The 20,222-nt window shown below is 71.0% G+C and carries 17 protein-coding genes; 9 read left to right on the top strand and 8 right to left on the bottom strand.

Going from position 1 to position 20,222, the window contains the following annotated elements; all coding sequences use genetic code 11:
• The first annotated feature begins 27 nt into the window (after positions 1-27).
• Positions 28-801, top strand: coding sequence for an ABC transporter permease (locus ACFZCP_RS12640; RefSeq protein WP_391426613.1), 774 nt, complete (start codon positions 28-30; stop codon positions 799-801).
• A gap of 278 nt (positions 802-1,079) precedes the next feature.
• The gene (locus tag ACFZCP_RS12635; protein ID WP_391426611.1) at positions 1,080-2,090 is read left to right on the top strand and encodes a COX15/CtaA family protein; all 1,011 of its coding nucleotides are present in this window, start codon (positions 1,080-1,082) and stop codon (positions 2,088-2,090) included.
• Between the two features lie 68 nt (positions 2,091-2,158).
• Here the strand turns inward: ACFZCP_RS12635 and ACFZCP_RS12630 are convergent, their stop codons facing one another.
• The 3 genes from ACFZCP_RS12630 to ACFZCP_RS12620 all read right to left on the bottom strand — a co-directional run bounded on the left by ACFZCP_RS12630 (position 2,159) and on the right by ACFZCP_RS12620 (position 4,808).
• A complete protein-coding gene (locus ACFZCP_RS12630) occupies positions 2,159-3,265 on the bottom strand; it encodes an amidohydrolase family protein (protein WP_362680413.1) in 1,107 nt (368 codons plus the stop codon).
• A gap of 174 nt (positions 3,266-3,439) precedes the next feature.
• On the bottom strand, positions 3,440-3,760 hold the full coding sequence (locus ACFZCP_RS12625) for a hypothetical protein (protein WP_362680410.1): 321 nt from the start codon (positions 3,758-3,760) through the stop codon (positions 3,440-3,442).
• 58 nt (positions 3,761-3,818) lie between these two features.
• The gene (locus ACFZCP_RS12620) at positions 3,819-4,808 is read right to left on the bottom strand and encodes a heme o synthase (RefSeq protein WP_391426907.1); all 990 of its coding nucleotides are present in this window, start codon (positions 4,806-4,808) and stop codon (positions 3,819-3,821) included.
• Positions 4,809-5,187: 379 nt separating this feature from the next.
• Here ACFZCP_RS12620 and tkt point away from each other — a divergent pair, with 379 nt between their 5' ends.
• The 5 genes from tkt to pgl are packed head-to-tail and all read left to right on the top strand — an operon-like array spanning position 5,188 to position 11,832.
• The gene (gene tkt, locus ACFZCP_RS12615) at positions 5,188-7,275 is read left to right on the top strand and encodes a transketolase (RefSeq protein WP_391426608.1); all 2,088 of its coding nucleotides are present in this window, start codon (positions 5,188-5,190) and stop codon (positions 7,273-7,275) included.
• A gap of 33 nt (positions 7,276-7,308) precedes the next feature.
• A complete protein-coding gene (gene tal / locus ACFZCP_RS12610) occupies positions 7,309-8,427 on the top strand; it encodes a transaldolase (protein WP_391426606.1) in 1,119 nt (372 codons plus the stop codon).
• 2 nt (positions 8,428-8,429) lie between these two features.
• A complete protein-coding gene (gene zwf / locus ACFZCP_RS12605) occupies positions 8,430-9,968 on the top strand; it encodes a glucose-6-phosphate dehydrogenase (protein WP_391426604.1) in 1,539 nt (512 codons plus the stop codon).
• The gene (opcA, locus tag ACFZCP_RS12600) at positions 9,965-11,053 is read left to right on the top strand and encodes a glucose-6-phosphate dehydrogenase assembly protein OpcA (protein ID WP_391426602.1); all 1,089 of its coding nucleotides are present in this window, start codon (positions 9,965-9,967) and stop codon (positions 11,051-11,053) included. The genes zwf and opcA overlap by 4 nt, the downstream gene beginning before the upstream one ends.
• Positions 11,050-11,832 carry a 6-phosphogluconolactonase gene (gene pgl / locus ACFZCP_RS12595; protein WP_391426600.1) on the top strand — a complete coding sequence of 261 codons (783 nt, stop codon included), beginning with the start codon at positions 11,050-11,052 and terminating at the stop codon, positions 11,830-11,832. Before opcA ends, pgl begins: the two co-directional genes overlap by 4 nt.
• A 154-nt stretch (positions 11,833-11,986) precedes the next feature.
• Here the strand turns inward: pgl and ACFZCP_RS12590 are convergent, their stop codons facing one another.
• The 5 genes from ACFZCP_RS12590 to ACFZCP_RS12570 form a co-directional block, all read right to left on the bottom strand.
• Positions 11,987-12,826 carry a carbohydrate ABC transporter permease gene (locus ACFZCP_RS12590; protein WP_362680614.1) on the bottom strand — a complete coding sequence of 280 codons (840 nt, stop codon included), beginning with the start codon at positions 12,824-12,826 and terminating at the stop codon, positions 11,987-11,989.
• Between the two features lie 8 nt (positions 12,827-12,834).
• Positions 12,835-14,196 (bottom strand): ABC transporter permease subunit, encoded by a 1,362-nt coding sequence (locus tag ACFZCP_RS12585; protein WP_391426598.1) that lies wholly within the window; start codon positions 14,194-14,196, stop codon positions 12,835-12,837.
• An 8-nt stretch (positions 14,197-14,204) separates the two neighbouring features.
• Positions 14,205-15,530, bottom strand: a complete 1,326-nt coding sequence (locus ACFZCP_RS12580; RefSeq protein ID WP_391426596.1) for an extracellular solute-binding protein — start codon at positions 15,528-15,530, stop codon at positions 14,205-14,207.
• A 65-nt stretch (positions 15,531-15,595) separates the two neighbouring features.
• Entirely contained in the window at positions 15,596-17,218 is a 1,623-nt protein-coding gene (locus tag ACFZCP_RS12575; RefSeq protein WP_391426594.1) for an alpha-amylase family glycosyl hydrolase, read from the bottom strand.
• 225 nt (positions 17,219-17,443) lie between these two features.
• The gene (locus tag ACFZCP_RS12570; RefSeq protein ID WP_362680380.1) at positions 17,444-18,715 is read right to left on the bottom strand and encodes an ABC transporter substrate-binding protein; all 1,272 of its coding nucleotides are present in this window, start codon (positions 18,713-18,715) and stop codon (positions 17,444-17,446) included.
• 128 nt (positions 18,716-18,843) lie between these two features.
• Between ACFZCP_RS12570 and ACFZCP_RS12565 the strand changes: the two genes are divergently transcribed.
• The gene (locus tag ACFZCP_RS12565; RefSeq protein ID WP_391426592.1) at positions 18,844-19,359 is read left to right on the top strand and encodes a helix-turn-helix transcriptional regulator; all 516 of its coding nucleotides are present in this window, start codon (positions 18,844-18,846) and stop codon (positions 19,357-19,359) included.
• Entirely contained in the window at positions 19,356-20,105 is a 750-nt protein-coding gene (locus ACFZCP_RS12560) for an ATP-binding cassette domain-containing protein (protein ID WP_391426590.1), read from the top strand. Before ACFZCP_RS12565 ends, ACFZCP_RS12560 begins: the two co-directional genes overlap by 4 nt.
• The last annotated feature ends 117 nt before the right edge of the window (positions 20,106-20,222 follow it).

The following is a 20,222-nucleotide window of genomic DNA, read 5'->3' as shown; positions in this document are numbered from 1 at the left end:
CGAACTGACCGGCAAGGAGCTGCGCTCGTGACGACCGCGACCGGTACGTACGCCCCCAAGCCGGGTGCGGCGCCCCTGCCCCGCATGATCGCGGCCCAGGCGGCACTGGAGACGAAGATGCTGCTGCGCAACGGCGAGCAGCTGCTGCTGACGGTCGTGATCCCGGCCCTGCTGCTGGCGCTCTTCAGCTCGGTGGACATCGTCGACACCGGCAAGGGCCGGGCGGTCGACTTCCTCGCCCCCGGCATTCTGGCCCTGGCCGTGATGTCGACGGCGTTCACCGGGCAGGCCATCGCGACCGGGTTCGAGCGCCGCTACGGCGTGCTGAAGCGGCTCGCGTCCTCTCCGCTGCCCCGTTGGGGTCTGATGACCGCGAAGACGGCGTCCGTCCTGGTCACAGAGGTCCTCCAGGTGATCCTGCTGACGGCGATCGCCCTCGCGCTGGGCTGGTCCCCGCACGGCGACCCGGTCTCCGTGGTGCTCCTGCTGGTCCTCGGCACGGCCGCCTTCTCCGGGCTCGGCCTGCTGATGGCCGGCACGCTGAAGGCGGAGGCGACCCTGGCCGCCGCCAACCTGGTCTTCCTGCTGCTGCTCGTGGGCGGCGGGGTGATCGTCCCGCTCGACAAGTTCGGCCCGGCCGGACAGCACGTCCTCGGACTGCTGCCGATCTCCGCGCTCTCGGACGGCCTGCGGGACGTGCTCCAGCACGGCGCCGGGGTGCCCTGGGGCGACCTGGGCATCCTCGCCGGATGGGCGGTCGTGGGGCTGGCCGCGGCCGGGAAGTTCTTCCGCTGGGAGTAGGCACGGGCGCGCCGGGAGGAGATACCGGGGCGGGGAGCAGGCGCCGTGGGGCGGAATCGGCCATCGGGGCCGCGGGCAAGCACGGCACGTCGGGAAGAGACACCGCTCGCCCTGAGCAAGCGCGGCACGCCGGCAACCGGCACCACACGCCCGAGCAAGCACGGCACGCCTGAATCAGGCGCCGTGGGCCGGAGGCAGCGCCCGGAACGCGGGGCGCGGGCGCGGACACGCGCCAAGGCGGGACCCTCGTGAAAGCGTGCACAAGCGACGGGCCTACGATGGTGCGCGTGCCAAAGCTGACCCGCGCCGACGCCGTAGCGGCCCTGCGCAACCCGCTCGCCCTCATCGCCGACCGCTGGACCCCCCACTTCCGGACGGTCCGCCGGGCCGCGCTCGCCGCGCTCGTCATGTCGGTGGTCATCGTGGTCACCGGCGGTGCCGTCCGCCTGACCGGCTCGGGCCTGGGCTGCCCGACCTGGCCCACCTGCACCGACGACTCACTGACCACCACCAGCGCCATGGGCGTCCACGGGGTCATCGAGTTCGGCAACCGGATGCTGACGTACGTGCTGTGCGCGGCCGTCGGCTGGGCGATCATCGCCGCCCGCTCCGAGAAGCCGTGGCGGCGCAGCCTGACCCGGCTGGGCTGGGCCCAGTTCTGGGTGGTCATGGGCAACGCGGTGCTCGGCGGCATCGTGGTCCTGGTGGGCCTGAACCCGTACACGGTCGCCGCGCACTTCCTGCTCTCCTCGGCGCTCATCGCCGTCGCCACGGTGACGTGGCAGCGCGCCCGTGAGGGAGACGAGGCGCCGCGGCCGCTGGTCGGCAAGGCCGTGCAGCAACTCGTGTGGTTCCTGGTGGCCGCGTCCGTGCTGCTGATCGCGGCGGGCACGGTGGTGACCGGCGCCGGGCCGCACGCGGGTGACTCCCAGGAGGTCGAGCGGATCCCGATCGACTGGGAGACGGTCAGCAAGCTGCACGCGGTGCTCGCCTGGATCGTGGTGACCCTCACCTTCGCCCTGTGGTTCGTCCTCAAGGCCGTGGACGCCCCCAGGGGTCCCCTCGACCGGACCCGCGACCTGTTCCTGATCCTGCTCGGCCAGGGCGTCATCGGCTACGTCCAGTACTTCACCCACCTGCCCGAGGCCCTCGTCGGCCTCCACATGCTCGGCTCGTGCCTGGTGTGGATCGGTGTACTGCGCGTCCTGCTGTCCCTGCGGGAACGCCCGCAGGCCGCCCTGGACCTGCCCGGCCCCTCGGCCGGGGTAACGGTGGGCACGCGCGCGTGAATCACCCGTACGGGGTCACCTGCGCGCCGCTCGCCGGCCCGAGGTAGGGGCGCGCCGCGGCGGGGCCCTCAGCCCAGCCCGTACACCCGCCGTGCGGTGTCCGCCGCGACCATCCTGGCCACCCGCTGCGCGTCCCCGAGGCTCCAGGAGCCTTCGGCGACCCAGGTGCCCAGCACCCGGGCCAGGGCCTCGCGGAACAGGCTGGCGCCGACGACGTGCAGCTCGGGCAGGCCGTGGGCACCGCTGGAGAAGAGGATCTTGCCGAAGGGGGCCAGCTCCAGGATCTCGGCGAGGACCGTGGCCGCCCGGGCGCCGGTACGGACGAGGGCGGCGCCCGAGTCGGCGTACACGTGCGGGAAGACGCCGGCCAGGTGGGCGGCGTGCCGGTGGTACGGGTAGCCGTGCAGCAGGATCAGGTCGGTGCCGAGGCCCGCGGTGGCCCGGACGAAGTCGGTGAGCAGCACCGGGTCCGTGCGGTCGATGCGCGAGCCCGGCTGCCCCAGCCCGGCGTGCAGCTGGAGGGGCAGTCCCGAGGCGACCGCGATCCACAGCAGGTGCCGCAGCAGCACCGGGTCGGTCAGCTCGCCGCCGACGCGCCGCCCGGCCAGCCAGCGGGCCGCAGCCCCCCGCACCTCGCCCGGCCCGGGCGGTTCGGGCGCGACGGCCAGGCCGTGCCTGAGGCCCGCGACGGAGGTGAAGGCGACGGCCTCGGCAGCCGCGCCGTGCACCGACTCGGCGAGATTGGCGAGGAAGGACTCGACGGTGCCGGAGGTGTCGGCGACCTGCTCCGCGAGCAGTTCGAGACGGACGATCTCGTGGGCCTGGGCAGCACCGTCCGAGGCCATCTCGCAGGGACCGGTGAGGTCGCCGGGCAGGCCCGTGTCGACCAGATACGTCGTGATGCCGCTGCCGCGCAGCAGTCTGCGGCCCGCCTCCAGCACCCCCAGTTCACGGCGCCTGGCCAGATAGAGGGCGGGCGGGCAGTGCGGGTCCAGGCCGAGCAGCGGCGGGCACCAGCGCCGTACGGCGAAACCGGTCTGGGTGTCGAACAGGGTGGTGCCGGCGGCGGGCGGGCCCTCGGTGCGGGCCAGCTGGGCCTCGAAGGTGCCGAGGCCCAGCTCCGTGCGCAGGACGCCGTGGCAGTACTGGTCCACCAGGGACGGCGTTTCGATCATTCCGGCTCCCCGTGGGTCGTGGTCTTACACGTCCTAACGGGTGAACGGGACTGAGGTCGCGGTCCGGCCCGGGGCTGCGGTTCGTTCGAACGACCGCCGGCCGTCCGGGACTGCTCGCGCGCACGCGGCTGAGCCGCATGCCCACGCAGCGGCGCGCCCCGGAGGGTGCGCTGCTCAGCCGCCGATCTGGATGCCGGCCATGCGCTTCCACTCGTACGGGCCCGTCTTCACCTTCGCCGCGAACTCGCCGTCGAAGGACTCGTGGACGGTGATGCCGGACTTCTCCACCGCCTGCCGGGCGATCTCGGTGCTGGGAGCCACCAGGTCGCCCCAGCCGCCGTCCTCGCCGACCAGGACGATGCGCGCGCCGCGCTCACCGATGTGGGCCACCTGGCCCTCGGCGCCGCCGTGCGCCTTGGCGAAGGCGCTGATCTGGTGGGCGAGCCGGGTCGCCGTGCGCTCGGCCTTCGGGTCAACCTGCTGCGTGTCTGCCATGACCTGGATGCTACTCACGAGTAGATGGACTGGCGAGGGCAGGGCCCTGTGACGTGCGTCAGCGCAGGAAGGGGTCCACCGCGACAGCCACGAAGAGGATCGACACATAGGTGATCGACCAGTGGAACAGCCGCATCTCCTTCAGCTTCACGCCGGTCACCTCGGCCTTCGCCCGGTTCTGCAGGCCGTGCGCCTCCCAGAGCCAGAAGCCTCCGGCTGCGAGGGCGACCACCGTGTAGAACCAGCCTGTGTAGCCGAGCGGGGTCAGCAGCAGGGAGACGGCGACCATCACCCAGCTGTAGATGACGATCTGCCGGGCGACCACCTTGTTGGAGGCGATCACCGGGAGCATCGGCACGCCCACGCGCGCGTAGTCCTCCCTGACCTTCATGGACAGCGGCCAGTAGTGCGGCGGCGTCCAGAAGAACATGACGAGGAAGAGGACGACCGGCGCCCACGACATGGAGTTCGTGACGGAGGACCAGCCGATCAGCACCGGCAGACAGCCGGCGATGCCGCCCCACACGATGTTCTGCGAGGTGCGCCGCTTGAGGATCATCGTGTAGACGACGACGTAGAAAAGGAGCGCTCCGAGGGACAGCCAGGCCGACAGCCAGTTGACGGTCAGCCCGAACAGCAGCGTGGAGACGACCGCCAGGGTGATGCCGAAGGCCAGGCACTCGCGCGGGCTGACCATGCCGGTCACCAGCGGCCGCTGCGAGGTGCGGTCCATCAGGGCGTCGATGTCCCGGTCGATGTACATGTTCAGCGCGTTGGCGCCGCCCGCGGAGAGGTAGCCGCCGATGCAGGTCAGCAGGACCAGCTTCAGGTCGGGTACACCCTGCTGCGCCAGGAACATCACCGGAACGGTGGTGATGAGCAGCAGCTCGATGATCCGCGGCTTGGTCAGCGCCACGAACGCCTTGACACGGGCCCCGAACGGCCGGTGAACCGGGCCCTGGCCCGCTGCACCGAGCGAGCCTTCCTCCAGAGCCTTGACGGCCTGGGAGGCGCCCCCAGGACGGGATTCGACGGCCGTCACGCACACCCCTGACAGAGACATCCCAGCAAGCCTCCCGGTGTGAAGTACCGGTAAAGGCTCGCGCGTACCACGCCACTTTAGACGTTGCCCATACCCCGGCCTTCGCGGGGGTGGGGTCGTGTTGGCGGGCGTCCCATTCGAGGGGTCCTGGGGCTCGATTGAGCGGTCAGATGAGCGGCTCCGTATTCATGTGCCGAATGCCTTCTCGGCCAGTCGGGAGGCGGATCGCACAGAGTCCCGGCAGTCTGGAATCACTCGAAAAAATGCACGTCCTCACGGGGGTAGGCTCAACACGGCCGGTGAGCAGAAGCGCACCGGCGGCCGGGGGGTGGGCGCATGCCCCGACGACCGGCGACCGACATGTGGAGAGGAGCCCTGACCCAGGGTGAGCACCAAGCCGACCACCACAGACCTTGAGTGGAACGAGCTGGACCAGCGGGCCGTGGACACCGCCCGCGTCCTGGCCGCCGACGCCGTACAGAAGGTCGGCAACGGCCATCCCGGTACGGCGATGAGCCTGGCACCGGCCGCCTACACCCTCTTCCAGAAGGTGATGCGGCACGACCCGGCCGACCCGGAGTGGGTCGGCCGCGACCGCTTCGTGCTGTCCGCCGGCCACTCGTCCCTGACCCTCTACACACAGCTCTTCCTGGCCGGTTTCGGCCTGGAGCTGGACGATCTGAAGGCCTTCCGCACCTGGGGTTCGAAGACCCCCGGCCACCCGGAGTACGGACACACCAAGGGCGTCGAGACGACGACCGGCCCGCTCGGCCAGGGTGTCGCCAACGCGGTGGGCATGGCCATGGCCTCCCGCTACGAGCGCGGCCTGTTCGACCCGGACGCCGCGCAGGGCGAGTCCCCCTTCGACCACTTCGTCTACTGCATCGCCGGTGACGGCTGCCTCCAGGAGGGCATCTCCGCCGAGGCCTCCTCGCTGGCCGGTCACCAGAAGCTCGGCAACCTGGTCCTGCTGTGGGACGACAACCACATCTCGATCGAGGGCGACACCGAGACCGCCGTCTCCGAGGACACGGTCAAGCGGTACGAGGCCTACGGCTGGCACGTGCAGCGGATCGCCCCGAAGCCGGACGGCGACCTCGACCCGCACGCCATCTACAACGCCATCGAGGCCGCGAAGAAGGTGACGGACAGGCCGTCCTTCATCGCGATGCGCTCGATCATCGCCTGGCCGGCCCCCAACGCCCAGAACACCGAGGCCGCGCACGGCTCGGCCCTCGGCGACGACGAGGTCGCGGCCACCAAGCGTGTCCTCGGCTTCGACCCGGAGAAGACCTTCGAGGTCTCCGCCGAGGTGCTCGACCACACCCGTGAGGCCCTCGACCGCGGCCGCCAGGCCAAGGCCGAGTGGGAGAAGTCCTTCCAGGAGTGGCGCGACAACAACTCCGAGCGGGCCCTGGAGTTCGACCGCATCAGCAAGGGCGAGCTGCCCACCGGCTGGGAGGAGAAGCTCCCGGTCTTCGAGGCGGGCAAGGGCATCGCGACGCGTGCCGCCTCCGGCAAGGTGCTGCAGGCGCTCGGCGCGGTCGTCCCCGAGCTGTGGGGCGGCTCCGCCGACCTCGCCGGCTCCAACAACACGACCATCGACAAGACCAGCTCCTTCCTGCCGGCGGACAACCCGCTGCCGGGGGCCGACCCGTACGGCCGGACCATCCACTTCGGCATCCGCGAGCACTCCATGGGCGCGGAGATGAACGGCATCGCCCTGCACGGGAACACCCGTATCTACGGCGGTACGTTCCTCGTCTTCTCCGACTACATGCGCAACGCGGTGCGCCTGTCGGCCCTGATGCACCTGCCGGTGACGTTCGTGTGGACGCACGACTCCATCGGCCTCGGCGAGGACGGACCCACCCACCAGCCGGTCGAGCACCTGGCCTCGCTGCGCGCGATCCCCGGCCTGAACGTCGTCCGCCCGGCCGACGCGAACGAGACCGCGATCGCCTGGCGCGAGATCCTGTCGCGCTACACCAAGGAGTTCGGCAAGGGCGCCCCGCACGGCCTCGCGCTGACCCGCCAGGGCGTGCCGGTCTACGAGCCCAACGACGACGCGGCCAAGGGCGGCTACGTCCTGTTCGAGGCCGACGGCGGTGAGCCCCAGGTCGTCCTGATCGCCACCGGTTCCGAGGTGCACGTGGCCGTCGAGGCGCGCGAGCAGTTGCAGGCCGACGGGGTGCCGACGCGGGTCGTGTCGATGCCGTCCGTCGAGTGGTTCGAGGAGCAGGAGCAGGGGTACCGGGACAGCGTCCTGCCGCCGCACGTGAAGGCGCGGGTCGCGGTGGAAGCGGGCATCGGCCTCACGTGGCACAAGTACGTCGGGGACGCCGGCCGCATCGTTTCCCTGGAGCACTTCGGTGCTTCCGCCGACGGCAAGGTGCTCTTCCGCGAGTTCGGCTTCACTGCCGAGAACGTGGCCGCCAAGGCCCGGGAATCCCTCGCCGCCGCCCAGCGCTGACGCTCATATACGACACGTAGGAGATGTAATTCCATGACAGACGCACTCAAGCGCCTCTCCGAGGAGGGCGTCGCGATCTGGCTGGACGACCTGTCGCGCAAGCGGATCACGTCCGGCAATCTCGCCGAGCTGATCGACCAGCAGCACGTCGTGGGCGTCACCACCAACCCGACGATCTTCCAGAAGGCGATCAGCAGCGGTGACGGCTACGAGCAGCAGCTCGCGGACCTCGCCGCCCGCAAGGTCACCGTCGAAGAGGCCGTCCGCATGATCACCACGGCGGACGTCCGCGACGCCGCCGACATCCTGCGCCCGGTCTTCGACGCCACCGACGGCCAGGACGGCCGGGTCTCCATCGAGGTGGACCCGCGTCTGGCGCACAACACCCGGGCGACCGTCGCCGAGGCCAAGCAGCTGGCCTGGCTGGTCGACCGCCCGAACACCCTGATCAAGATCCCGGCCACCCAGGCGGGTCTGCCGGCGATCGCCGAGACGATCGGGCGCGGCATCAGCGTCAACGTCACGCTGATCTTCTCCCTGGAGCGCTACCGGGCCGTGATGGACGCGTACCTCTCCGGTCTGGAGCAGGCGCGCGAGAAGGGTCTCGACCTGTCGAAGATCCACTCCGTGGCGTCCTTCTTCGTGTCCCGCGTGGACAGCGAGATCGACAAGCGGCTGGCGGCCCTCGGCACCGACGAGGCCAAGGCGCTGCGCGGCAAGGCCGCCGTCGCCAACGCGCGTCTGGCCTACCAGGCCTACGAGGAGGTCTTCTCCTCCGACCGCTGGACCGCGCTGGAGAACGCGGGCGCCAACAAGCAGCGTCCGCTGTGGGCCTCGACCGGTGTCAAGGACCCGGCCTACCCGGACACGCTGTACGTCACCGAGCTGGTCGCGCCGAACACGGTCAACACCATGCCGGAGGCCACCCTGGAGGCCACCGAGGACCACGGCGAGGTCACCGGTGACACCATCGCCGGCACCTACGAGCAGGCTCGCGCCGACCTCGACGCGCTGGAGGCGCTCGGCATCTCATACGACGACGTCGTACAGGTGCTGGAGGACGAGGGCGTCGACAAGTTCGAGGCGTCGTGGAACGACCTGCTGAAGTCGACCGAGGCGGAGCTGCAGCGCCTCGCCCCCTCGGAGGGCTGAAGTTGTCACCCCGTTCAGGTTCCGGAGCGAACCCGCTTCGTGACCCCGCCGACCGACGGCTCCCGCGCATCGCGGGGCCGTCGGGTCTGGTGATCTTCGGTGTCACGGGCGACCTGTCGCGCAAGAAGCTGATGCCCGCGGTGTACGACCTCGCGAACCGGGGTCTGCTGCCGCCGGGCTTCTCGCTGGTGGGCTTCGCCCGCCGCGACTGGGAACACGAGGACTTCGCCGAGGTCGTGCACGACGCGGTCAAGGAACACGCGCGCACGCCCTTCCGTGAGGAGGTCTGGCAGCAGCTCATCCAGGGGATGCGCTTCGTCCAGGGCACCTTCGACGACGACGAGGCCTTCGAGCGGCTGCGCGCCACCATCGAGGAGCTGGACAAGGCACAGGGCACGGGCGGCAACTTCGCCTTCTACCTGTCCGTGCCGCCGCGCTCCTTCCCGGTGGTCATCCAGCAGCTGAAGAAGCACGGCCTGACCGACCAGAGCGGCGGCTCCTGGCGCCGGGCGGTCATCGAGAAGCCGTTCGGCCACGACCTGAAGTCGGCCGAGGAGCTGAACAAGGTCGTGCACGAGGTGTTCGAGCCGGACCAGGTGTTCCGGATCGACCACTACCTCGGCAAGGAGACGGTCCAGAACATACTGGCGCTGCGTTTCGCCAACACGATGTTCGAGCCGATCTGGAACCGGTCCTTCGTCGACCACGTGCAGATCACCATGGCCGAGGACATCGGCGTCGGCGGCCGCGCCGGCTACTACGACGGCATCGGCGCCGCCCGGGACGTCATCCAGAACCACCTGCTCCAGCTCATGGCCCTCACGGCCATGGAGGAGCCCGCCTCCTTCGGCGCGGACGCACTGGCCGCCGAGAAGGAGAAGGTGCTGGGCGCGGTCCGGCTGCCCAAGGACCTGGGCCGCAGCACCGTCCGCGGACAGTACGCGGCCGGCTGGCAGGGCGGCGAGAAGGTCATCGGCTACCTCGAAGAGGAGGGCATCGACCCGAAGTCGAAGACCGACACCTACGCGGCGATCAAGCTGGAGGTCGACAACCGCCGCTGGGCGGGCGTCCCCTTCTACCTGCGCACCGGCAAGCGCCTGGGCCGGCGCGTCACCGAGATCGCCGTCGTCTTCCAGCGGGCCCCGCACTCCCCCTTCGACCACACGGCGACGGAGGAGCTGGGCCAGAACGCGATCGTCATCCGCGTCCAGCCGGACGAGGGCATCACGGTCCGCTTCGGCTCCAAGGTGCCGGGCACCTCGATGGAGATCCGTGACGTGTCCATGGACTTCGCCTACGGCGAGTCCTTCACGGAGTCCAGCCCGGAGGCCTACGAGCGCCTGATCCTGGACGTGCTGCTCGGCGACGCCAACCTCTTCCCGCGCACGGAGGAGGTCGAGCTGTCCTGGAAGATCCTCGACCCGATCGAGGTGTACTGGGACAAGCACGGCAGGCCCGCGCAGTACAAGTCGGGCACCTGGGGCCCCGCCGAGGCGGACGAGATGCTCGCACGAGACGGACGGAGCTGGCGCCGCCCATGAAGATAGACCTGACCGGCACCACCGCCGGCGAGATCAACAAGGCGCTCGTGCAGGGCCGCCGCGCCATCGGCACTCCCGCCGTCGGCATGGTCCTCACCCTCGTCATCGTCACCGACGAGGAGAACGCCTACGACGCCCTGAAGGCCGCCAACGACGCCTCGCGCGAGCACCCCTCGCGCACGCTGGTGGTCATCAAGCGGGTCTCCCGCTCCCCGCGCGACCGTACGACGTCCCGCCTGGACGCCGAGGTCCGGGTGGGCGCGGAGGCGGGCACCGGTGAGACGGTGGTGCTGCGGCTGTACGGCGAGGTCGCCGAGCATGCCGACTCGGTCGTGCTGCCGCTGCTGCTGCCGGACGCCCCGGTCGTCGTGTGGTGGCCGGTGAACGCCCCGCTGGACCCGGCGAAGGACCCGCTGGGCGCGCTCGCCCAGCGCCGGGTCACCGACACCTACGCCGCCGAGCAGCCGGTGCGGGAGCTGTCCGCCCGCGCCGAGGCCTACACGCCCGGCGACACCGACCTGTCCTGGACCCGGATCACGCCGTGGCGCTCGATGCTGGCGGCGGCCCTGGACCAGGTGGTCTGTGACGTGCAGGCCGTCGAGGTGGAGGGCGAGGAGTTCAACCCGAGCTGCGAGCTGCTCGCCATGTGGCTCGCGGACCGGCTGGACGTCCCCGTCAAGCGTTCCCTTTCCTCGGGGCCGGGCCTGACCGCCGTCCGCATGGACACCAGCTGCGGCCCGATCGTCCTGGACCGTGCCGACGGCTCGCTGGCCACCCTGGCCATCGAGGGCCAGCCGGCCCGCGCGGTGGCACTCAAGCGGCGGGACACCGCCGAGCTGATCGCGGAGGAACTGCGCCGGCTCGACCCGGACGACACCTACGCGTCGGCCCTGCGCTACGGCGTGGAGCGTCTGAACCCGGGCTCCGAGGCCACGGTCGCCGGACCCCGGGCGGAAGCCGATGCCGATGCCGATGCCGAGGCCGGGGCCCCGGCCGAGGCCATCGAGGCTCCCGCCAGGAAGACGGCGGCGGCCAAGAAGACCACGGCGAAGAAGACCCCGGCGAAGAAGGCGGCGGCGAAGTGAGCACTCCGCAGCTGGTCGTGCACCACGACAAGGAACTGATGGCGCAGGCCGCCGCGGCCCGTCTGATCACGAAGATCGTGGACGCGCAGGCCTCCCGGGGCCACGCGTCGGTGGTCCTCACGGGCGGCCGCAACGGCAACGGCCTGCTGGCCGCGCTGGCGGCGGCCCCGGCCCGGGACGCCATCGACTGGAGCCGTCTGGACCTGTGGTGGGGCGACGAGCGCTACCTTCCGGAGGGCGACCCGGAGCGCAACGTCACGCAGGCCCGCGAGGCCCTGCTGGACGCCGTGCCGGTGGACCCGGAGCGCGTGCACGCCATGCCCGCCTCCGACGGCCCGCACGGTACGGACGTGGAGGCGGCGGCCGAGGCCTACGCGGCGGAACTGGCCAAGGCCGCCGGGCCGGAGAACCACGGCTCGGTACCCTCCTTCGACGTCCTGATGCTGGGCGTCGGGCCCGACACCCACGTGGCCTCGCTCTTCCCGGAGCTGCCCGCGGTCCGCGAGACGGAGCGCACGGTGGTCGGCGTCCACGGCGCACCCAAGCCGCCGCCGACCCGCATCTCGCTCACCCTCCCGGCGATCCGCTCGGCCCGCGAGGTCTGGCTCCTCGCGGCCGGCGAGGACAAGGCGCAGGCCGTGGCCATCGCCCTGTCCGGCGCGGGCGAGGTACAGGCCCCGGCGGCCGGAGCGCAGGGCCGCCAGCGCACGCTGTGGCTCCTGGACTCGGCGGCAGCCTCACAGCTGCCGCGGTCGCTGTATCCACCGGCCTCCCCGTGAGTGCCTGAGCGCATGACCACGAGAAAGGGCGACGGGCCTTCCCGCCGCCCTTTGTCGTTTCCGGTCTCCGGGTGCCGTCCGGTGCCGCCGTCGGGGACGCCGCGGAGGAGGGCCGCGCAGCGCCGGCGCGGGCAGCCGGGGGGCGTTCCCGTCGTCACTTGACGGAACCGGCCATCACCCCCTGGACGAAGTGCTTCTGGAACGCGAAGAACACCACCACCGGCACGATCAGGGACAGGAAGGCTCCCGGGGCCAGGACGTCGATGTTGCTGCCGAACTGGCGGATCTGGGACTGGAGTTCCACGGTGAGGGGCTGGGAGGAGCTGTCGGCGAAGAGCAGGGCGACGAGCATGTCGTTCCAGACCCACAGGAACTGGAAGATGGCGAGGCTGGCGATGGCCGGGCGGCCCACCGGCAGCACCAGGCGGGTGAAGATGCGCCACTCGCTGCCGCCGTCCATCCGCGCCGCCTCCAGCATCTCCTTCGGCATCTCGGCGAAGTAGTTGCGCAGCAGGAACACCGCGAACGGCAGACCGTAGGCGACGTGGAAGAGGACGACGCCGGGGATCGTGCCGAACAGGCCCAGCTGGCCGAAGAGTTTGGCCACCGGCAGCAGGCCGATCTGCACCGGTACCACCAGCAGGGCCACCACCAGCAGGAAGAGCGGCTCGCGGCCGGGGAAGTCCAGCCAGGCGAAGGCGTATCCGGCGAGTGCGGCGATGACGACGACCAGGGTGGTCGCCGGCACCGAGATCAGCACGGTGTTCCAGAAGGCCTGGGTCATCCCGGCGTTCTTCAGCAGGGCCGAGTAGTTGTCGAAGGACAGCTGCCCGGGGGCGGCCAGCGCCGTCCACCAGCCGCCCTTCGCGGTGTCCTGCGCCGAGCGCAGCGAGGAGAGGAACAGGCCCGCGAGCGGGGTGAGCCAGACCAGGCCGATCAGCACGAGGAAGGCCTGCACCAGAGAGTTGCCCAGGCCGCGCCTGACCGTGTTCATCGCCGAGTTCATCGCTGGCTCCTTCGGAAGCGGCGGACGTTGAGGACCATCGCGGGAACCACCAGGAGCAGGAGCAGCACTCCGAGCGCGCTGCCGAGGCCCTGGTTGTTGCCGCCGCCGAAGGACACCAGCCACATCTGGGTCGCGAGCACGGTGGCGTCCTCCTGCACCGGTCCCGGCGCGATGATGTAGACGAGGTCGAAGACCTTCATCACATTGATCACGAGGGTCACGAAGACCACGGTGAGCACGGGGGCCAGCAGCGGGACGGTGATGCGGCGGAAGATCTGCCACTCGTTCGCTCCGTCCACCCGCGCGGCCTCCAGCGCGTCCCGGGGCAGGGCCGCCAGCCCCGCGCCGATCAGCACCATCGCGAAGCCCGTCCAGATCCACAGGTAGGCGCCGATGATCGCCGGGGTGACCAGCGTCGGGCCGAGCCAGGAGACGCCCTGGTAGGGCGGTGCGAAGTTGGAGGCGGGCAGTTTCAGCGCGTACGAGCCCTCGTGCAGTCCGGTGAAGCGGAAGGAGCCGTCGGCCGCGGACGTGGTGCTCGCGACCGTCCTCCCGTCGCGCAGCGCCTCGACCCGTACGCCGGGCAGGCCGCTCTCCTTCGGGTCGACCCTGCCCTGCCTGCCTTTGCCGCCGGGCGTGAAGTCCAGGTAGACGACACCGCGCACCTCGCCGGCGGTGGCCTTCTTCGCCGCCGCGGGGTATGCGGGCGAGGCGTCCTTCGGCAGGTCCTTGGGGAGCACGCCCACCAGACCGAGGTCGGCCGTGCGGCCCGGGGACAGGTCCGCGCGGGTCAGGTACGAGCCGTCCCGGGCGGAGGTGAGCCCCTGCCCGTCGCGCGCCCGGGCCGTCGGGTACGAGGACGTCCCCTCGAAGGCGTCGTGGACGGAGACCACGGCGGCGTTGAGGACACCCTTGTCCGGGTCCTCGTCGTAGGCGAGGCGGAAGATGATGCCGGCGGCGAGGAAGGAGACCGCCATCGGCATGAACAGCAGCAGCTTGAACGCCGTCGCCCAGCGGACCTTCTCCACCAGGACGGCCAGGATGAGGCCGAGGCCGGTGAGCAGGGCCGGGGCCACGACCACCCAGATCGTGGTGTTCCGGATGGCCTTGAGGGTGGCCGGGTCGCGGAACATCTCGGTGTAGTTGTCGCCGCCGACGAAGCGGGTGCCGGAGGCGTCGAAGAAGCTGCGGCCGACGGAGAACAGCACCGGGTAGACGACCAGGGCGCCGAGCAGGAGCAGGGCGGGGAAGACGAAGAGCAGGGCGACGGTCCGGGCGCGCCGCCGGCTGCGGCGCCCACGGGCCGCGCCGGCGGCCTGCGGGCCCGCCTTCTTCGATACGAGCGTGGTGGCGGTCATTCTTCCGCTCAGTCCTGGTAGGCCTTGGCCGCGGCGGATTCCAGCTTCGCCGCGGTCCCCTTCGGGTCGGACGGGTCGCGCAGGAAGTCCTGGAGCAGCTTCCACTCCCCCGCGCCCTTGGTGCCGCCGAAGGCCGCCGGTGCCTGGTCGGACATGTCGAAGCGGACCGAGTCCCCGGCGCCGACCAGGGACTTGGCCGTGGCCCGGCTGACGTCGTCGCCGTAGGACGCGAGGTCGAGCTTCTTGTTCGGGGACAGGAAGCCGCCCGCCTTGGCCCACACGGCCGCGGCCTGGGGGGAGGCCAGGTACTCCAGGAGCTTCATGCCGGCCTTGGCGTTCTTGCCGTCCTTGAGGACGACGGCCGCGTCGCCGCCGCTGACCACGGGTGCGGTGCCGCCGCCGACCGGCGGGAACGGGAAGAAGTTCGCGTCCTTGCCGATGGTCTTCTGGAACTGGTCGTGGGCGACCCCGGCGACGAAGTCGCCCTCGTAGACCATGCCGGCCTGCGGCTTGGGTCCGAAGACCTTCTCCACGGAGCTGGGGAAGTCGGTGTTGAGGGCCCCCTGCCGGCCGCCCGCGATCAGCTGCTTGTCCTTGAAGAGCTTGCCGAGCGTGGTGAGTGCCTGCACGACGCTCGGGTCGGTCCACTTCAGCTTGTGGGCGGCGAGGGCGTCGTACTTCCCGGGTCCGGCCTGGGAGAGGTAGATGTTCTCGAACCAGTCGGTGAGGGTCCAGCCGTCCTGCCCGGCGACCGCGAAGGCGGAGAGACCGGAGTCGGAGACGGTGTGTCCGGCCTTGAGCATCTCGTCGTAGGTCTTCGGCGGCTTGACCCCGGCCTGGGCGAGGGCGTCGGGGCTGTACCAGACGGTCGACTTGTGGGCGGCCTTGAAGTAGAGGCCGTAGAGGGTGCCGCCGACGCTGCCGTACTTCTTCCACACGGGGGCGTAGTCGGCGCCGACGGTCTGCTGCGCGGTGGCGGACAGCGGCTTGAGCCAGCCCTGCTTCGCGAACTGCTGGAGCACGCCGACCTGCGGGACCATCACGACGTCGGGCGCGTTGCCGCCCTCGATCTTGCTGCCGACGACGGTGGAGACGTTGTCGCCGGTGGACACGAACTGCGTCTTGGCGCCGGTCTTCGCGGTGAACGCGTCCAGCACCTTCTGGAAGTTCTTCTGTTCGCTGCCGGACCAGACACCGGCCACGGTGACCGTCTGTCCGCTGAGCGCCTTGTCACCGCCGCCCGCGGAGACGTTGCCGCCGCCGCAGGCGGTGGCGCCGAGGGTGAGGGCGAGGGCGGTGCAGCCGGTGAGCAGGGTCGTACGTCGTCGCATCATCGTCGATGTCCCTTCGGGGAATGGGAGTTGACCGAAAACCGGGCCGGTCGCAAAGGACCGCGGGATCAGAGGTCGTTCAGCCACCAGGCCGCCGTCGAACCGGGGAGCACCCCGGCCGGGCACGGACCGCTGGACAACAGGGGGGTGCCGGAGACCGGCGCGGGAGTAGGGGACGTACCGAAGTTGACGGCGCAGACGAGGCCGTCGCCCCGGACGAAGCCGAGAACACCGGGCGGGGTGTCCAGCCACCGGAGCGTTCCCTCTCCCAGCTGCGGGAGCGAGGAACGCAGGTGGAGGCCGTCGCGGTACAGGTGCCAGAAGGAACGGGTGTCGGCGAGGGCCCGGTCGGTGGCGTGCTCGGCGAACCACTCCGGCTGCGGCAGCCACGGTTTGGCGCCCTCGGCCCCGGAGGTGAAGCCGAACGGGGAGGCCTGTCCGGACCAGGGCAGGGGCACCCGGCAGCCGTCGCGTATGCGGGCGCGGCTTCCGGTGCGGCGGAAGATCGGGTCGGTGAGGACGTCGTCGGGCAGGTCGACGACCTCGGGCAGGCCCAGTTCCTCGCCCTGGTAGATGTACGCGGCTCCGGGCAGTGCCAGCATCAGCAGCGCGGCGGCGCGGGCGCGGGCGGCGCCGAGGCCGCTGCCCCCGGTGGCGGGTTCGCCGTAGCGGGTGACGGTGCGGACCTGGTCGTGGTTGTTGAGGACCCAGGTGACCGTGGAGCCGGTGCCCGCGATGTCCTGCATGGCCTCGCAGATGACCTTGCGAAAGGCGTCGGCGTCCCAGGAGGCGCCGAGCAGGTCGAAGAAGAAGGCCTGGTGGAGCTCGTCCGGGCGGACGTACTGGGCGTGTTCCCGGGCGGTGGGCACGGAGACCTCGCCCACCAGGAGCCGCTCGCGGCCGTCGCGGACGGCGTACTCCTCGCACAGGGCGCGCCAGCGCCGCCACACGTCGTGCACCTCGGGCTGGTTCCAGGCGAGCGGGTTGACCGAGTCGCGGGTGCGGGCGTCGGCCTCGGGGTCGTCGGAGTCGGGCAGTGCGGGGTGCTTGTAGAGGCCGGCGGCGACGTCGATGCGGAAGCCGTCGACGCCGCGGTCGAGCCAGAAGCGCAGGACGCGGTCGAACTCGGCGGGAACCTCGGGGGTGCGCCAGTTCCAGTCGGGCTGTTCGGGCGTGAACATGTGCAGGTACCACTGGCCGGGGCGGCCGTCCGCCTCCGTGACCCGGGTCCAGGCCGGGCCGCCGAACATGGCGTGCCAGTTGTTGGGCGGCTCGCTGCCGTCCGGGCCGCGGCCGTCGGCGAAGTGGAAGCGGGCGCGGGCCGCGCTGCCGGGCTCCGCGGCGAGCGCCTCGCCGAACCACGGGTGGGCGCTGGAGCAGTGGTTCGGGACGATGTCCAGGAGCACCTTGATCCCGATGCGCCGGGCGGCGGCCACCAGCAGGTCGAACTCGGCGAGGTCGCCGAAGACCGGATCGACGCCGCAGTAGTCGGCGACGTCGTAGCCGTGGTCGTGCTGCGGCGAGGGATAGAACGGGCTCAGCCAGATCCCGTCGACGCCGAGCTTCTTCAGGTACGGCAGTCCGGCGCGGACCCCGGCGAGATCGCCGATGCCGTCGCCGGTGCTGTCCAGGAAGCTGCGGACGTACACCTGGTAGATCACCGCGTCACGCCACCAGTGGTGCCTGTTCACCCCATTGCCCTGTCTGTGCGAAGGGTGGCTGCGACCCCGCAGCCGTTATGCATGCATGTTAGGTAGGCGTGTCATCGGGGTGTCAATGAAAAGAACGGATGCTACCGGGGAGTTGGGGTATCAGAAGCGGACTTATTCGGGCATTCTGAAGCCAGATGAGACGTGCGCGTTACCTAACATGTAACTAGCGAAGGGGAGCTGTCGGCAGGAGCTGTCGGCAGGAAGCTACCGACCGGAGACGGCCGCCAGCTCGCGGGCCAGCCGCCGCACCGCGGCCTCGGGCGTCTCGCGCCCGGTCAGCGCGTCGTGCACGACCGCCTGCACCACCAGACTGACCTGGTCGTAGTGCGGGCTCTTGGGTCGCGGCGCGGCCGTGAGGACCGCCGTGCGCAGGGTCGGCAGATAGGGGAACCGCCGTACCAGCGCGGGGTCTTCGTACAGCGCGGCGCGCACGGGCGGCAGCGCGCCCCGGGTGAGCACCTGCCGCTGGACACCCTCGCTCGTCAGGTACGCGATCAGCCGCGCCGCGGAATCGGGGTGCCGGGCATGTGTGTTGACGGCCAGGTCGGAGCCGCCGAGGACGCTGGTCCCCGGTCCGTGCGGCCCGGGCAGCGGTACGGCGCCGATCCGGCCGGCCACCGCCGAGCCCCTGGCCGAGGCGACGGCATAGGCATAGGGCCAGTTGCGCAGGAAGAGCAGACGGCCGTCCTGGAAGGCCTGCTTGGACTCCTCCTCCTTGTACGTCAGCGCCTCGTGCGGGATCCAGCCCTCGCGGAAGCCGCGGGCGAGGAAGCCGATGCCCTCGCGGGCCGCGTCCGAGTCCACGGTGACCCGGGCGCCCTCGTCGCCGAGGATCGTGCCGCCCGCCGAGTACACGGCCTCGGCCGCGTTCACGGTCAGGCCCTCGTAGGGCAGGAACTGGCCCGCATAACCCTCCAGGCCGTACCTGGGCGCGATGGTCTTCGCATCGTGCTCCAGCTCGGCCCAGGTGCGCGGGGGCGGCACGCCCTCCTTGGCCAGGACGTCCTTGCGGTACAGCAGCAGTCCGGCGTTGGTGACGTACGGCACGGCGTACAGCCGTCCGTCGTAGGTGGCGGTGTCCACGACCGGGGGCAGGAAGCTCTTGAGCGCGAAGCGGTCCGGGGGCAGCGGGCGGATCCAGCCGGCCGCCGCGAACTCCGAGGTCCAGTTGACGTCGATGTTGAGGACGTCGAACCGGCCGCGGTCGCCGCCGCGCAGGTCGGTGGTCATCTGTGCGTGGGTCTCGTCGGCGGAGTCCGGAAGCTCGACGAGGGTGACCTTCTCGGCGGGATGCGTGCGGTTCCAGCCCTGCAGGAGGGGGCCCAGATAGCCGGTGAGGTCGCCGGCGGTGGCCAGCGTGAGCGGACCGCGACCGCCGGGGGCACCCTCGTCGGCCTGCGCGCCGGAGGCCACGTACCCGGTCAGGACCACGGCCAGTACGAGGAGGCCCCTACCGGCGGCACGCATCCACCGCATAGGTTCCTCCCTGAACACGTACACCCGGCCACGGGCGCCCTCGCCTGCGGTCAGAGGCCATGTATACCTGTTAGGTATGGGCGATACTAGGGCCTGGAGCACATTGAGCAGACAGGAGGACAGCACGAGTGCGCCTGCCCCTCCTGGCACTGCTCGCGCGTGGCCCGGCCCACGGCTACGAGCTGAAGCAGGACCTTGAGCTCCTGCTGGGCTCCGCGTACCCTCAGCCGAACGTCGGCCAGATCTACGTGACCCTCGGCCGCCTCGAGAAGTCCGGACTGATCGAGGGCGAGGACGTCGAGCAGTCGACCCGACCCAACAAAAAGGTCTACCACCTCACCGACGCCGGGCGCGAGGCGCTGCACGCCTGGTTCGAGGAGACCGAGGACGAGCCGCGGGTGCGGGACGAGTTCTTCATGAAACTGGCCCTCGCCCCGCAGACCGGTCTCGCCGACCAGATCGCCCTCATCAACAGGCAGCGGCGCCAGTACCTCAACACCATGCGCAACCTGTCGAAACTGGCCGCGGCCGAGAACCGGGACAACCGAATCGCCCATCTGCTCATAGAGGGCGCGATGCTGCACCTGCAGGCCGACCTCGACTGGCTGGAGCGGTGCCAGGAGGAACTGGAGGAGCTGGAGTGAGTGACACCCACCCTCCTGTGCTGCGCGCCGAGCAGCTGGTGAAGACCCACCACGGCGAGGGCGCGCCCGCGCGTGCCGTGCGCGGGGTCGACCTGAGCGTCGCGCGGGGCGAGTTCGTGGCGGTCACCGGCCCGTCCGGGGCCGGGAAGTCGACGCTGCTGCACCTGCTCGGCGGGCTCCAGCGGCCGGACGAGGGCAGCATCTGGCTGGACGGCGAGTGCACCGACTCCTACAGCGAGGCGCGCTGGGCCGTGGAGCGCCGCAGGGCGATCGGGATCGTCTTCCAGTTCTTCAACCTGGTGTCCAACCTGTCGGTCGCCGACAACGTCGAGCTGCCCGCCCTGCTCGCCGGCGTCCCGCCGAAGCGGGCCCGCGCCGAGCGCGAGGCGCTCCTTTCCGAGCTGGGCCTCACGGGCAAGGAGCGCAGGATGCCGGGCGAGCTGTCCGGCGGCGAGCAGCAGCGGGTGGCACTCGCCCGGGCCCTGGTCAACCATCCGCCGCTGCTGCTGGCCGACGAACCCGCCGGCAGCCTGGACAGCAAGGGCACCCGCGAGGTGATGCGGCTGCTGACCCGCTTCCACGGGCGCGGGCAGAGCATCGTGCTGGTCACCCACGACGCCCGGCTGGCGAGCGCGGCCGACCGGGTGATCAGCTTCTTCGACGGCCGCATAGCCGACGACGCCGCACTGGACGGCACGCCGTCGCGACGGGGCGGCACCTCCGGTGTGCTGGAGCTGAGGGACTGATGGCACACCGGCACCTCCGATGCACTGAAGCCGAGGCACTGATGGCGCCCCGGCACCTTCGGTGTGCTGGAGCCGAGGCACTGATGGCACACCGGCACCTCCGATGCGCTGAAGCCG

Origin of the sequence: Streptomyces sp. NPDC007971 (genome assembly GCF_042958635.1) — a bacterium.
Classification (GTDB): domain Bacteria; phylum Actinomycetota; class Actinomycetes; order Streptomycetales; family Streptomycetaceae; genus Streptomyces.
The sequence above is the reverse complement of the archived record's forward strand: the minus strand, read 5'-3'. Positions and strand labels throughout refer to the sequence as shown.

What these genes read in the sequence shown, in the direction of transcription:
- tal (WP_391426606.1), top strand. Translation starts at nt 7,309, where the DNA reads ATGACAGACGCACTCAAGCGCCTCTCCGAGGAGGGCGTCGCGATCTGG.
- ACFZCP_RS12630 (WP_362680413.1), bottom strand. Translation starts at nt 3,265, where the DNA reads ATGATCGAAACGCCGTCCCTGGTGGACCAGTACTGCCACGGCGTCCTG.
- ACFZCP_RS12585 (WP_391426598.1), bottom strand. Translation starts at nt 14,196, where the DNA reads ATGACCGCCACCACGCTCGTATCGAAGAAGGCGGGCCCGCAGGCCGCC.
- ACFZCP_RS12590 (WP_362680614.1), bottom strand. Translation starts at nt 12,826, where the DNA reads ATGAACACGGTCAGGCGCGGCCTGGGCAACTCTCTGGTGCAGGCCTTC.
- ACFZCP_RS12625 (WP_362680410.1), bottom strand. Translation starts at nt 3,760, where the DNA reads ATGGCAGACACGCAGCAGGTTGACCCGAAGGCCGAGCGCACGGCGACC.
- ACFZCP_RS12570 (WP_362680380.1), bottom strand. Translation starts at nt 18,715, where the DNA reads ATGCGGTGGATGCGTGCCGCCGGTAGGGGCCTCCTCGTACTGGCCGTG.
- ACFZCP_RS12635 (WP_391426611.1), top strand. Translation starts at nt 1,080, where the DNA reads ATGGTGCGCGTGCCAAAGCTGACCCGCGCCGACGCCGTAGCGGCCCTG.
- ACFZCP_RS12580 (WP_391426596.1), bottom strand. Translation starts at nt 15,530, where the DNA reads ATGATGCGACGACGTACGACCCTGCTCACCGGCTGCACCGCCCTCGCC.
- opcA (WP_391426602.1), top strand. Translation starts at nt 9,965, where the DNA reads ATGAAGATAGACCTGACCGGCACCACCGCCGGCGAGATCAACAAGGCG.